Source organism: Vibrio sp. THAF190c, from assembly GCF_009363355.1.
GTDB lineage: Bacteria > Pseudomonadota > Gammaproteobacteria > Enterobacterales > Vibrionaceae > Vibrio > Vibrio fortis_A.
This window is the reverse complement of record NZ_CP045338.1, coordinates 2,401,511-2,415,543: the sequence shown is the minus strand read 5'-3', so window position 1 is coordinate 2,415,543 and position 14,033 is coordinate 2,401,511. Positions and strand designations below refer to the sequence as shown.

Below are 14,033 nucleotides of genomic sequence, written 5' to 3'. Positions count from 1 at the left end.
ATGTTCAGTTAGCTTAAAGACGGATTAGTCTTCTAGCTCTGCTAGACACATCTCTTCGTGGATTTGCTTAACCCAGCTTGAAACGCGCTCGTCAGTTAGCTCTGGTTGACGATCTTCATCGATACATAGACCAACGAATTGGCTATCGTCGCCTTCAACAAGTGCTTTAGATGCTTCGAACTCGTAACCTTCAGTTGAAGTGTAACCTAGAATAGTACCGCCTTTCGCTTCAACGATATCACGGATAGTACCCATAGCATCACAGAAGTACTCAGCGTAGTCTTCTTGGTCACCACAACCAAAGATAGCAACTAGCTTAGTTGAGAAGTCGATAGCTTCTAGCTCTGGGAAAAAGTCATCCCAATCACATTGTGCTTCACCGTAGTACCAAGTTGGGATACCTAGAAGAAGCAGGTCGAAGTTATCGATGTCTTCTTTGCTGCTTTTTGCAATGTCTTGAACGTGAACGAGCTGCTTGCTCAATTGCTTTTGAATCATCTTTGCAACAGCTTCAGTGTTACCTGTATCGCTACCGAAGAAGAGACCTACACTTGCCATAGAATCATTACCTTTCATTTTGTCTGTTGTCGGTGTAATAAAGTTTGGACGAGAATCAACCGATTCCTGAACCTTCCCAGCTCACTTGGATAATTCCCTTGGCGATAAAACCTGCGCAGCCAAGGAACAACACTAACCATACGATGCGACGACCAAATGCCGGAACATTCCCCTGTTTCAGAACGTCTTTGATTGCCATACCGATTAGAAAGAAAATCGATGCAAATAGAAGATCTAAACCAATAGATTCAATGATGTTCATGTAGTCGTAAAGCATGGGAACCTTATATACCAATTTTGCTTGGGCGCACTATATCACTGTTGTGGGATAAAGTTAATCAGCAGAAATCGCTGACTTCTCATTTATCTATTGATATAGAGATTGTTCTTTCAAAAAGCCGAGACTATTAGCTCAAAAACTTGCGAATAGCTCTGAGGACTTCTTTTGGTTTCTCGGCATGCAGCCAGTGACCAGTATTGGCAATGACGTGCGCTTTTACATTAGAAAACTGCTGCTGAACCATAGGTTGATGTTCTGGCATCAAGTAGTCAGAGTCGCCACCTTTAATCAGCAGAGTTTTGACGCTGGTTTTCTCAATTGGTTCCCAACCAATAATGTTGGCGTAATTGGCCTCTAGCGATGCAACATTAAATCGCCAAATCATTATCCCATGTTCGTTTTTGTACAATGACTTAGTCAAAAATTGTCGTACGCCGTCAATTTCGATATGACGAGCTAATACCTCGAGCGCTTCTGAACGAGAAGTCGGTTGCTCTTTAATAACAGCATTCAAACCAGCAAGAACATTGTCATGGCGGTTCTGCGTATAAGCGACAGGTGCCATATCGAGGACAATGAGTTTATCGATATCTGTTAATTCAGTCAGCGCCATCGCAACCTTGCCACCCATTGAGTGACCAATAACGATAGGATTAGAGATGTTGAGTGACGCCAAAAGCTGCGCAACATCCTCGGCCATTGAACGGTAATCGTGGGTGCCGCTGTGCGGGGATACACCATGGTTACGTAGATCAATACTGAGTACCTGATGATCGGTTCTAAGATCGCGAGCAAGTAGGCCTAAATTATCCAGATTGCCGAACAATCCATGGATCAAAACGATGGTGTGACCCTCACCTTCCAATTTATAGTTGAGCTGTACTGACATTTTTATCTTATTCATGGTGGGTTTGACGTAGAGTATCCGCGCGGATCTCGCTATAATCCCCCAGAGTTTAAACATTGAGATTGTGAAAAGCGAATGAAAACAATTGAGGTTGATGAGGACCTATACCGTTATATCGCGGGTCAGACAGAACGTATCGGCGAAAGTGCTTCAGATATTCTGCGCCGCTTATTGCAGGTGGATAACCAAGGCTTGGCTCCGGCTGAAGAGATCGTGGAGCCGAAAGGTATCGTTGTGAGTAAGGAAGTAGGCTTTACTCCAGAGAAGCTGGATGGCGTAAAAGAGATGCGCTCACTGCTTATTTCAGATGAATTTGCCTCTTTAAAGAAAGCCATTGATCGTTTCATGCTGGTGCTATCAACACTGCATAAAATTGACCCAGCGAGCTTTTCAGAAGCGACTCAAGTAAAAGGTCGCAAACGTGTTTACTTCGCAGACAATGAAGCGACACTATTGGCTAACGGTAACACCACTAAGCCAAAAGCGATTCCGCAGAGCCCGTTTTGGGTAATCACCAACAACAACACCAGTCGTAAGAGACAGATGGTTGAACAGTTGATGAGTCGCATGAATTTCCAAGCTGAACTAATAGAAAAAGTAACAGGTTCAATCTAAGGAAATCTGATTTAAACCTCATAATATCCATGTTAAAGAAGATATTATGAGGTTTTTTTGTTTTTTAATTTTGTATATAAGGATGTCAAAATGGCTATGCACCCTCGTGCCGGGCAGAAAGCTCAGCAGGAAGATCTTCATAATATCCCGGCTTTAGTTGCGAACTATTTCTTACAGCAACCGGATGCTTCTAACCCAGACCATAAAGTACAGTTTGGTACTTCTGGTCACCGTGGTACAGCAGACAAATCAACATTTAATGAAAACCACATTCTTGCTATTGCTCAAGCAGTAGCAGAAGTGCGTGCAGAGCAGGGCACGACAGGTCCTCTGTTTGTAGGCAAAGATACACACGCGCTCTCTGAGCCAGCATTCTCTAGTGTTGTTGAAGTACTGGTTGCCAATGGCGTTCAAGTGATCACTCAACAAGACAATGGCTACACACCAACACCGGGTGTTTCTCATGCGATTCTAACGTACAACCTTAAGCACGAAGATAAGGCTGACGGCATCGTTATTACGCCATCTCACAACCCACCACAAGATGGCGGTATCAAGTACAACCCAGTACACGGCGGCCCTGCTGAAGCTGAGCTGACTCAAGCTATCGAAGATCGTGCAAACGTTCTGATCGCAGAAGGTCTACAGGGTGTAAAACGCATGTCTCTTGTAGAAGCGAAAGCATCTGAACTGTTTGTAGAGATGGATCTTGTTAAGCCATACATCGATGATCTAGTTAATGTGATCGATATGGAAGCAATCCAAAAAGCGAACCTAAAAATTGGTGTTGATCCACTTGGTGGTAGCGGCATCGACTACTGGCGTCAAATTGGTAAGGCATACAACCTTGATTTAACTCTAGTAAGTGAAGCGATTGACCCATCGTTCCAGTTTATGTCTCTAGATAAAGATGGCGTGGTTCGTATGGACTGTTCTTCTCCTTACGCAATGGCAGGTCTGCTAGCGCTTAAAGATGAGTACGACCTAGCATTTGGTAATGACCCTGATTACGACCGCCACGGTATCGTAACGCCAAAAGGCCTAATGAACCCGAACCACTTTCTAGCGGTATGTATCGACTACCTATACCGTCATCGTGAAGGTTGGGGCAAAGATGTTGCTGTTGGTAAGACACTGGTATCAAGTGCATTGATTGACCGCGTAGTTGCAGATCTTGGTCGTGAACTTTGTGAAGTTCCAGTAGGCTTTAAGTGGTTTGTTGATGGTCTATACAACGGTACGTTCGGCTTTGGTGGTGAAGAGTCTGCGGGTGCATCATTCCTACGTAAAGACGGCACACCATGGTCAACAGACAAAGATGGCATCATTTTGTGTCTTCTTGCTGCTGAAATTACCGCGGTAACGGGTAAGAACCCACAAGACTACTACGAAGAGCTAGCGGCAAAACACGGTGAGTCTAAGTACAACCGTATTCAAGCCGTTGCTAACGGTCCTCAAAAAGACGTACTTAAAAAGCTATCGCCAGAGATGGTTGCAGCAGAAACATTAGCGGGTGATGCAATCACTGCTCGTCTAACGCACGCTCCTGGTAATGGTGCAGCAATCGGTGGTCTTAAAGTGACAACTGAAAACGGTTGGTTTGCAGCTCGTCCGTCAGGTACTGAAGATATCTACAAGATCTACTGCGAAAGCTTTAAAGGCGAAGAGCACCTGAAGCAAATCGAAGCAGAAGCTCAAGAGATCGTTAACCAAGTGTTTGCTGCGGCAGGCCTATAATCGACAATCGATTTTAGCTATATAAATAGAAGGGTTGATGTGAACGCATCAACCTTTTTTGTACCATTTTAAAAATAGCTTTATCCATGTGGCCAACGTTCTGGCATCACGAACCAGAATTGACCGGACTTTGTTTGGCCATGTACGAAGCGATCACCAAACTCTGTAATGGGTGATTGCTCGAAATCCTCAGTACCTGACGCCCATTGGTTTTTGGTAAGTGGGTACAGCGCTTCTTCAATGAGGTGAGCTTGATTTTGATAGCACCAGTAGCCGTTTACTTGTGTGGAGTTAATTTTATAACTTAAACAATGAGTTGGAACTTTTTGTTCAAGAAACGGGTTAATATACAAGCGGCCTTGCATTAACAGATGTTGCGATTGAATATCGAGGTCAGGGTATTGAGCGCGAAATGCTTCAGAACTCGACATCTTGAGCTGGTGGCTAAGCATACGATCAAACTTCTTGTCGAGTTGGTCATGCGCATTCGGACCGTACCAAGTATCTTCATGAAGCAGATAAAACTTAATTGCCACTTCCCAATGCTCCAATTGAGCGTTGCGCTTATCTTTTAGAATAAAGTCTATGGCACCCAATGTTCGACCATTTACATTGATTTGAATTTCATCATGAGAAATGACGTAATGTGGTGAGTTTTCGAAAAGGGTTTGACACAAGTGCTGATAGACAAACCCTAGTCTTGGATTACCTTGATATTGATGGTTGCTTGGCAGCGAATGTGACGATGCAAATTGTGTTAAATCACTGACGGGTTGCTTGCACTCTAACAGTGGCGGTGAATCCATGATCCATTGAAAAAATCGTTGTAATGACGCCATCTATTCCTCACTGATTGGCTAAGGTCGTCCGACCCAAGTATGCTTTCGACATTCTACCCGTAAATTGATATAACCACGTTATCAAAAATGTAAGCTGGAACAAGCAATGAATAACCTACAATTAGAAAAAATTCTTAATGAGAAGCTGCAACCTCAACAGATTAAAGATTACAGTCCGAATGGTCTGCAAGTTGAAGGTACGCCTGAAGTAAAACGCATTGTTACAGGTGTTACTGCCTCACAAGCTTTAATTGATAAGGCGGTTGAGCTAAACGCAGATGCACTGCTTGTTCATCATGGTTATTTCTGGAAAGGTGAGCCTGAGCCGATTCGTGGTATGAAGGGTAAACGCATCCGCACTTTGATTAAGAATGACATCAACCTTATGGGTTATCACTTACCTCTGGATATTCATCCGGAATTAGGTAACAACGCTGAGCTGGCTCGGCTGCTTGATATCGAGGTAGAAGGCGGTTTAGAAGGGCACCCACAATCAGTCGCTATGTTTGGTAAATTGAGCAAACCAATAACAGGTGCTGAATTTGCGGAGAAGCTCAATCAAGTTTTGAATCGTGAGCCACTGCATATTGCTCCAGAAAACGCCGATAAAATGATTGAAACAGTCGGTTGGTGTACGGGTGGTGGCCAAGACTACATTGAGCTTGCTGCAGCAAACGGCTTAGATGCATTTATTTCGGGTGAGATCTCAGAACGCACAACGTATTCAGCACGTGAGCAAGACATTCATTACTTCGCAGCAGGGCACCATGCAACAGAGCGCTATGGTATTAAAGCGCTAGGTGAGTGGCTAGCTAAAGAGCATGGTTTAGATGTAGAGTTTATCGATATCGATAATCCGGTATAAGAGCAGATACGGGATGAGGGATACGAGTAGAGAGTATCCCTTAAACCTTTGAGGAACTTCGTAAGTTTTTCTATACGCTTCGTGAGATCCCCAACTCGCTCGTCCCTTGCTCTTGGGGATGACGATATTGTCAGTATTGTTCTTACCGTCATTCCCTAGACTGACGAAGGAAGGAGTAGGGAATCTCCTTGACAGGCCGTTACGGATATTCAAAATATCTCGTATCTCGTATCTCGTATCTCGTATCTCGTATCTCGTATCTCGTATCTCGTATCTCGTATCTCGTATCTCGTATCTCGTATCTCGTATAAAAAGAAAAGGGTTGATGCTTTCGCATCAACCCTTTTTAACAATCATACTTTAAAAGCGATTATTCACGTTCGTGAAGTGCTTTAAAGTCACGCTGCTCTTGACCAGTGTACAGCTGACGTGGACGACCGATACGGTTCGTTGGGTCACTATGCATCTCGTTCCAGTGTGCAATCCAACCAATAGTACGAGACATCGCAAAGATTACTGTGAACATTGAAACAGGGATACCGATCGCTTTCAGGATGATACCTGAGTAGAAATCTACGTTCGGGTACAGTTTCTTAGATACAAAGTACTCGTCAGAAAGTGCGATGCGCTCAAGTTCCATTGCAACGTCTAGCAGTGGATCTTTGATGTTTAGCTCTTTCAGTACTTCGTGACACGCTTCGCGCATTACTGTTGCACGTGGGTCGTAGTTTTTGTAAACGCGGTGACCGAAGCCCATTAGACGGAATGGGTCGTCTTTGTCCTTCGCTTTTGCAACATACTCTTCGATGTTATCTACGCTGCCGATCTCTTCAAGCATACGTAGACATGCTTCGTTTGCACCGCCGTGAGCTGGACCCCAAAGAGATGCGATACCTGCCGCGATACACGCGAACGGGTTAGCACCTGAAGAACCAGATAGACGTACTGTTGAAGTAGAAGCATTTTGCTCGTGGTCTGCGTGCAGAGTGAAGATCTTATCCATTGCGCGAGCAACGATAGGGTTTACTTCGTACTCTTCACATGGGTTAGCGAACATCATGTGAAGGAAGTTTTCTGCGTAGCTTAGGTCGTTACGAGGGTAGATGAACGGTTGACCGATCGAGTACTTGTAACACATTGCCGCCAACGTTGGCATTTTCGAGATCAGGCGGTAAGCCGCGATCTCACGGTGCGTGTCGTTATTGATATCAAGTGAGTCATGATAAAACGCAGCAAGAGCACCAACCACGCCACACATAACGGCCATTGGGTGTGCATCACGACGGAAGCCGTGGAAGAAGCTTGCGATTTGTTCATGAACCATGGTGTGACGAGTAACGGTAGTTTTGAATTTCTCGTATTCGTCGCGAGATGGGGCTTCACCATAGAGAAGGATGTAACATACTTCCAAGTAATCAGCGTTATTGGCTAGTTGGTCAATTGGGTAACCACGGTGCAAAAGGATACCTTTGCCGCCGTCAATAAAAGTGATTTGAGACTCACAGGATGCAGTGGCAAGAAAACCAGGGTCAAAAGTGAAAAAACCATTAGAACCTAGTGTACGAACATCGATCACTGGCGTACCAAGTACACCTTCCGTAATCGGCAGCTCGATTGGCGCTTGACCTTCAATATGAAGGGTAGCTTTCTTATCTGCCATAACAATCTCCTTTGTTTATTATTTAATCCGTCCAGGATGTTTATGTGCCATTTTTTTACTGGTCTTACGTGGGAAAGTCAATTTTTCTGCAGCTTTGTGTGCACTTGTTAGTGTTTTTTACATTAAATTCGTTAAAAATCTGTGCTGTGTAGCATTATTTGTTACATCAATTGTATTAGAATGTTGCCGTCCGTATAGTGGCGCTGAAAAGTTTGGTTAAAACCTTATAAATGCAAGGCTAAGAAGAAATGTGAGGTGTCTTCGTTAACCTTGTTGTTAACAAAAATTTTACAATTAACTCAGGCTCAACTTCAGTTATTTGTTAAGTTAATGTTAAATTTTACAGGTTTGCGACCAAATTTTGTCCATAACAATATCAAAGGTTATTTAATGACCGTAATGCTCAATGGAGCTGAGTGAGCAAGCCCGTGAAAGAAAGAAAGACAAGACCTGTTAATTTAGATTTGCAGACTATCCACTTTCCTATCACAGCAATAGCTTCCATCCTACACCGCGTGTCTGGGGTGATTACTTTTGTTGCGATCGGAATTTTACTTTATCTATTAAATATTTCCCTCTCTTCCCCGGAAGGCTTTACGGAAGCAAGCGACATCGTCGATGGCTTTTTCGTTAAGTTTATTCTGTGGGGCATTTTAACCGCTTTGGCATACCACATTGCTGGTGGTATTCGTCACCTTCTTATGGACCTAGGTCACTTTGAAGAGCTGGAATCTGGCGCTAAGAGCGCTAAGGTTGCATTCGCAGCGACAGCGGTATTGTCTCTACTAGCGGGGATCTTAGTATGGTAAACAACGTTTCTACATTTGGTCGTAATGGCGTTCACGATTTTCTACTGATTCGTGCAACTGCAATCATTATGACGCTTTACACAATTTATTTGGTGAGCTTTTGTGCCTTCACCGATATCTCTTACGTATCATGGACTCAGTTCTTTGGTGGAACCTTCACTAAAGTCTTTACCATGTTAGCGCTTACATCGGTTCTTGTTCACGCTTGGATCGGTCTATGGCAAGTGCTAACCGACTACATCAAATGCGCGAAACTGCGTGTTGGTCTTCAAGTAGGTGTAGTTGCGGTTCTTCTAGGATATTTCTTCTCTGGTCTGTTTGTTTTGTGGGGTGCGTAAGTGACTATTCCTGTTCGTGAGTTTGATGCCGTAGTAATCGGCGCTGGTGGTGCTGGCATGCGTGCCGCACTACAAATTTCTGAGCAAGGCCTTTCATGTGCATTGCTTTCTAAAGTATTTCCAACTCGTTCTCACACCGTTTCTGCTCAAGGCGGTATCACGGTTGCGCTAGGTAATGCGCATGAGGATCACTGGGAACAACACATGTACGATACGGTTAAAGGTTCTGATTACATCGGTGACCAAGACGCTATCGAATACATGTGTAAAAATGGCCCAGAATCAGTTATCGAACTAGAGAAGATGGGTCTTCCATTCTCTCGTTTTGATAACGGCACCATTTACCAACGTCCTTTTGGTGGCCAATCGAAAAACTTTGGTGGTGAGCAAGCGGCTCGTACCGCTGCGGCAGCTGACCGTACTGGTCACGCTCTGCTACACACGCTTTACCAACAAAACATCAAACACAAAACAACCGTATTCTCTGAGTGGTATGCGCTTGATCTTGTGAAGAACGAAGACGGTGCCATCCTTGGTACAACAGCACTTTGCATGGAAACAGGCGAAGTATGCTACTTCAAAGCAAAAGCTACTATCCTAGCAACTGGTGGTGCTGGTCGTATTTACGCTTCAACGACAAATGCTCACATCAATACTGGTGACGGTGTTGGTATGGCGATCCGTGCTGGTGTTCCAATGCAAGATATCGAAATGTGGCAGTTCCACCCAACGGGTATCGCTGGCGCAGGTGTTCTTGTAACGGAAGGTTGTCGTGGTGAGGGTGGTTACCTTCTAAATAAAGACGGCGAGCGTTTCATGGAACGCTACGCACCAAACGCGAAAGACTTAGCGGGTCGTGACGTTGTTGCTCGTTCAATGATGGTTGAAATCCGTGAAGGTCGTGGTTGTGACGGTCCTTGGGGTCCACACATCAAACTAAAACTGGACCACCTAGGTAAAGAGACGCTTGAATCTCGTCTACCTGGCGTTTGTGAATTGTCTCGTACATTCGCACACGTTGACCCAGTAAAAGAGCCAATTCCAGTAATCCCAACATGTCACTACATGATGGGTGGTGTTCCGACGCAAGTTTCTGGTCAAGCGATCAAGCAAGCTGAAGACGGTAGCGATGTTGAAGTACAAGGTCTATTTGCTTGTGGTGAGATTGCTTCTGTATCTGTACACGGTGCAAACCGTCTAGGTGGTAACTCGCTACTTGACTTGGTTGTATTCGGTCGTGCGACAGGTCTACACCTAGGTGAGACACTGAAGAAACAAGCGGATGCGAAGCCAGCAACTGAAGAAGACATTGCACGTTCACTAGAGCGCTACAACCGTTGGGAAAACAGCACAGACGGTGAAGATCCAGCGCAGATCCGTAAGGATCTACAGCAATGTATGCAGAACAACTTCTCTGTATTCCGTGAAGGTAAAGCAATGGCTGAGGGCCTAGAAGAGCTTAAAGCGATTCGTGAGCGTCTGAAGAATGCACACCTTTCTGACAAGTCTACAGAATTCAATACTCAGCGTATTGAGTGTCTAGAGCTTGAAAACCTAATGGAAACAGCTTACGCGACTGCTGTAGCGGCTAACTACCGTACAGAGAGCCGTGGTGCACACGCTCGTTTTGACTTCCCTGATCGTGATGATGAGCAATGGCTATGCCACACGCTTTACAATCCTGATACTGAAGAGATGTCTAAGCGTAACGTAAACATGGAACCTATCCACCGTGAAGCGTTCCCACCAAAAGCACGTACGTACTAAGGAGATCTAACCATGAAACTGAATTTCTCTTTATACCGTTACAACCCAGATGTTGACCAAAAGCCTTACATGAAGGATTACGTCCTTGAAGTAGACGAAGGGTCAGACATGATGCTTTTGGACGCTCTTATCCTACTAAAAGAGCAAGATCCAACAATTTCATTCCGTCGTTCATGCCGTGAAGGTGTATGTGGTTCTGACGGTCTTAACATGAATGGTAAAAATGGACTGGCATGTATCACTCCATTGTCTGCGCTGTCTGGCCAAGACAAGATTGTGATTCGCCCACTACCGGGTCTACCGGTTGTGCGTGACCTTATCGTGGACATGACTCAGTTCTACAACAACTACGAAAAAGTGAAGCCATTCTTAGTGTCTGATGGCAATGTGCCACCGTCACGCGAAAACCTACAAACCCCTGATGAACGAGCGCATTTGGATGGGTTGTATGAATGTATCATGTGTGCATGTTGTACAACGTCTTGTCCTTCTTTCTGGTGGAACCCAGACAAGTTCATCGGTCCTGCAGGCCTACTAGCTGCTTACCGTTGGTTAATTGATAGCCGAGATACAGCGACAGATGAACGTTTGTCTGATCTTGATGATGCATTTAGCGTTTTTCGTTGCCATGGCATCATGAATTGTGTAAGTGTTTGTCCTAAGGGATTAAATCCGACGAAAGCGATTGGTCACATCAAGACCATGCTTGTAAATCGCTCGGTTTGAGAAATAAAAAAATTGCCGCCCTAGCTGTTTTGGGCGGCCTTTTAATAGCTCGGCTATAAGACCGCAGCAAACGTGAAAACTACTGGTTAAGGGAAAATATGCACAACGGCGTGATGAAGGCATGGCTCGAGTCTTCACACTTGGCTGGCGCCAATGCAACATACGTAGAGGAACTCTACGAACTGTATCTAAGTGACCCCGACTTGGTAAGTGACGAATGGAGAAGCGTTTTTGAAGAGTTGCCTGTGCAAGCTTCAGAAGCGGTGGAACAACCACACTCTCGTGTTCGTGAATACTTCCGACGACTCGCTCAAGAAACAAAGCATTACAGTGTCCAAGTTAGTGATCCAGATGTCGATGCGAAACAAGTAAAGGTTCTGCAACTTATTAATGCTTACCGATTCCGTGGGCATCAAGCAGCAAACCTAGACCCACTAGGTTTATGGAAAAGAGATACAGTCGCTGAACTGGATCCTTCCTTCCACACTCTCACCGAAGAAGACCTCAACGAGACGTTTAACGTCGGCTCTTATGCGATTGGCCAAGAGACGATGGTTCTTAAAGATCTCTACAAATCTTTGAAGCAGACGTATTGTGGTTCTATCGGTGCAGAATACATGCACATGACTAACACAGAACAAAAACGTTGGATTCAACAACGTCTAGAGTCTGTTTCTGGTCAACCATCATTCAATAAAGAAGAGAAGCAAGCTTTCCTAGAAGAGCTAACTGCTGCTGAAGGTCTTGAGCGCTACCTTGGTGCTAAGTTCCCAGGCGCGAAGCGTTTCTCTCTAGAAGGTGGTGATGCTTTGATTCCAATGACGAAAGAGATCATTCGTCATGCTGGTGGTCAAGGTATGCGTGAAGTTGTTATTGGTATGGCTCACCGCGGTCGTTTGAACATGCTGGTGAACGTACTTGGTAAGAAACCACAAGACCTATTCGACGAGTTTGCTGGCAAACACGACGAAACATGGGGTACAGGTGATGTGAAATATCACCAAGGTTTCTCTGCTGACTTCGCAACTCCAGGTGGCGATGTTCACCTAGCGTTGGCATTTAACCCGTCTCACCTTGAGATTGTAAACCCAGTAGTTATTGGTTCAGTTCGTGCTCGTCAAGATCGTCTAGACGATAAAGATGGCAGCAGCGTACTACCTATTACTATTCACGGTGACTCTGCAATTGCAGGTCAAGGTGTAGTTCAAGAGACATTCAACATGTCTCAAGCACGTGGCTTCTGTGTTGGCGGTACTGTTCGTATCGTTGTTAACAACCAAGTTGGCTTCACAACGTCAAACCCACGTGACACGCGTTCTACTATGTACTGTACTGATATCGCTAAGATGGTACAGGCACCGATTTTCCACGTTAATGCAGATGACCCAGAAGCAGTAGCTTTCATTGCGCGTCTGGCACTGGATTACCGTAATACGTTCAAGCGCGATGTTGTTATTGACCTTGTTTGTTACCGTCGTCACGGTCACAACGAAGCAGATGAGCCGAATGCAACTCAACCGCTGATGTACCAAAAAATCAAGAAGCATCCAACACCACGTAAGCTATATGCTGACATCCTAATGGAGCGCGGTGAGTTTGGTATCGACACAGCAACTCAGCTGGTGAACGAATACCGTGATGCTCTAGACCATGGTGAAGTTGTCGTTAAAGAGTGGCGCCCAATGGCACTGCACTCTGTAGACTGGAGCCCATACATTGGTCACGATTGGAACATCGATTGGAACAGCAAAATTGATATCGAGCGTCTAAAAGAGCTTGGTACTAAGCTGTGCCAATACCCAGATAGCCACAAGCTACAAAGCCGAGTAAACAAACTGTACAACGATCGTACTGCCATGATTAATGGTGAGAAAGAAGTCGATTGGGGTATGGCGGAGACGCTTGCGTATGCGACTCTGGTTGATGATGGTAAACGTATCCGTATTTCTGGCCAAGATTCAGGCCGTGGTACTTTCTTCCACCGTCACTCTGTTCTACATAACCAAACAGATGCGAGCACTTACGTTCCACTAGCGAACATTCACGATAAGCAGGGTCCTTTCCAAGTATTTGACTCAGTACTATCTGAAGAAGCGGTTCTGGCATTTGAATACGGCTACGCAACAGCAGAGCCAAGCGGCTTAACCCTTTGGGAAGCACAGTTTGGTGATTTTGCGAATGGCGCTCAAGTAGTTATCGACCAATTCATCTCGTCTGGTGAGCAAAAATGGGCACGTCTATGTGGTCTAACAATGCTGCTTCCACACGGTTACGAAGGTCAAGGTCCAGAGCACTCTTCTGCACGTCTAGAGCGTTACCTACAGCTATGTGCTGAACAGAACATGCAGGTTGTTGTTCCATCAACACCGGCTCAGGTTTACCACATGATTCGTCGTCAGGTTGTTCGTCCAATGCGTCGTCCTCTGATTGTTATGTCTCCTAAGTCATTGCTGCGTCACCCACTGTGTACGTCTTCACTTGAAGATCTTGCAGAGGGTACATTCCAGCCAGCAATCGCTGAGATTGATGACATCAAGCCAGAGAACGTCAAACGCGTAGTGTTCTGTTCAGGTAAGGTTTACTTTGACCTACTAGAACAGCGCCGTAAGAACGAACAAGACGATGTTGCTATTGTGCGTATCGAGCAGCTATACCCATTCCCTCTTGAGGAAGTTCAAGCTGCGATTGCACAGTACACAAATGTTGAAGATTACGTTTGGTGTCAAGAAGAGCCACAAAACCAAGGTGCTTGGTACAGCAGCCAACACAACTTCCGTGCTGCGATTCCAGCGGGTGCTGATCTTAAATATGCAGGCCGTCCTGCTTCAGCATCACCTGCGGTTGGCTACATGTCAGTACACTTGAAACAACAAAAAGCGTTAATTGAAGACGCTCTGACCCTACTTTCGAACTAGAAGTAAAAGGAAAACAC

At 45.1% G+C, this 14,033-nt stretch carries 13 protein-coding genes; 8 read left to right on the top strand and 5 right to left on the bottom strand.

Annotation, left to right across the window (positions count from 1 at the left end):
* Positions 1 to 24: 24 nt before the first annotated feature.
* The 3 genes from fldA to FIV04_RS10685 form a co-directional block, all read right to left on the bottom strand.
* Positions 25 to 558: a flavodoxin FldA gene (gene fldA, locus FIV04_RS10695; RefSeq protein ID WP_150869066.1), complete on the bottom strand. Its 534-nt coding sequence runs from the start codon at positions 556 to 558 to the stop codon at positions 25 to 27.
* 55 nt (positions 559 to 613) lie between these two features.
* Positions 614 to 835 carry a DUF2788 domain-containing protein gene (locus tag FIV04_RS10690; protein WP_032551852.1) on the bottom strand — a complete coding sequence of 74 codons (222 nt, stop codon included), beginning with the start codon at positions 833 to 835 and terminating at the stop codon, positions 614 to 616.
* Between the two features lie 130 nt (positions 836 to 965).
* Positions 966 to 1,727 carry an alpha/beta fold hydrolase gene (locus FIV04_RS10685; RefSeq protein ID WP_152469112.1) on the bottom strand — a complete coding sequence of 254 codons (762 nt, stop codon included), beginning with the start codon at positions 1,725 to 1,727 and terminating at the stop codon, positions 966 to 968.
* 93 nt (positions 1,728 to 1,820) lie between these two features.
* Between FIV04_RS10685 and seqA the strand changes: the two genes are divergently transcribed.
* The gene (gene seqA, locus FIV04_RS10680; protein ID WP_032551854.1) at positions 1,821 to 2,360 is read left to right on the top strand and encodes a replication initiation negative regulator SeqA; all 540 of its coding nucleotides are present in this window, start codon (positions 1,821 to 1,823) and stop codon (positions 2,358 to 2,360) included.
* 90 nt (positions 2,361 to 2,450) lie between these two features.
* On the top strand, positions 2,451 to 4,097 hold the full coding sequence (gene pgm / locus FIV04_RS10675; RefSeq protein ID WP_152469111.1) for a phosphoglucomutase (alpha-D-glucose-1,6-bisphosphate-dependent): 1,647 nt from the start codon (positions 2,451 to 2,453) through the stop codon (positions 4,095 to 4,097).
* Positions 4,098 to 4,177: 80 nt separating this feature from the next.
* On the opposite strand, the gene FIV04_RS10670 is transcribed toward pgm, so the two are convergent.
* Positions 4,178 to 4,936, bottom strand: coding sequence for a DUF1853 family protein (locus FIV04_RS10670; protein ID WP_152469110.1), 759 nt, complete (start codon positions 4,934 to 4,936; stop codon positions 4,178 to 4,180).
* A 106-nt stretch (positions 4,937 to 5,042) separates the two neighbouring features.
* On the opposite strand from FIV04_RS10670, the gene FIV04_RS10665 reads away from it, so the two are divergent.
* The gene (locus FIV04_RS10665; protein ID WP_152469109.1) at positions 5,043 to 5,801 is read left to right on the top strand and encodes a Nif3-like dinuclear metal center hexameric protein; all 759 of its coding nucleotides are present in this window, start codon (positions 5,043 to 5,045) and stop codon (positions 5,799 to 5,801) included.
* A gap of 370 nt (positions 5,802 to 6,171) precedes the next feature.
* Here the strand turns inward: FIV04_RS10665 and FIV04_RS10660 are convergent, their stop codons facing one another.
* Positions 6,172 to 7,461 (bottom strand): citrate synthase, encoded by a 1,290-nt coding sequence (locus FIV04_RS10660; RefSeq protein ID WP_032551858.1) that lies wholly within the window; start codon positions 7,459 to 7,461, stop codon positions 6,172 to 6,174.
* Positions 7,462 to 7,877: 416 nt separating this feature from the next.
* Here FIV04_RS10660 and sdhC point away from each other — a divergent pair, with 416 nt between their 5' ends.
* The 5 genes from sdhC (at position 7,878) to sucA (ending at position 14,016) form a co-directional block, all read left to right on the top strand.
* Positions 7,878 to 8,270 (top strand): succinate dehydrogenase cytochrome b556 subunit, encoded by a 393-nt coding sequence (sdhC, locus tag FIV04_RS10655; protein ID WP_152469108.1) that lies wholly within the window; start codon positions 7,878 to 7,880, stop codon positions 8,268 to 8,270.
* The gene (gene sdhD, locus FIV04_RS10650; protein ID WP_032551860.1) at positions 8,264 to 8,608 is read left to right on the top strand and encodes a succinate dehydrogenase, hydrophobic membrane anchor protein; all 345 of its coding nucleotides are present in this window, start codon (positions 8,264 to 8,266) and stop codon (positions 8,606 to 8,608) included. Before sdhC ends, sdhD begins: the two co-directional genes overlap by 7 nt.
* The gene (gene sdhA, locus FIV04_RS10645; RefSeq protein ID WP_032551861.1) at positions 8,609 to 10,375 is read left to right on the top strand and encodes a succinate dehydrogenase flavoprotein subunit; all 1,767 of its coding nucleotides are present in this window, start codon (positions 8,609 to 8,611) and stop codon (positions 10,373 to 10,375) included.
* A gap of 12 nt (positions 10,376 to 10,387) precedes the next feature.
* Positions 10,388 to 11,101, top strand: coding sequence for a succinate dehydrogenase iron-sulfur subunit (locus FIV04_RS10640; RefSeq protein ID WP_150869062.1), 714 nt, complete (start codon positions 10,388 to 10,390; stop codon positions 11,099 to 11,101).
* Positions 11,102 to 11,199: 98 nt separating this feature from the next.
* Entirely contained in the window at positions 11,200 to 14,016 is a 2,817-nt protein-coding gene (sucA, locus tag FIV04_RS10635) for a 2-oxoglutarate dehydrogenase E1 component (RefSeq protein ID WP_152469107.1), read from the top strand.
* The last annotated feature ends 17 nt before the right edge of the window (positions 14,017 to 14,033 follow it).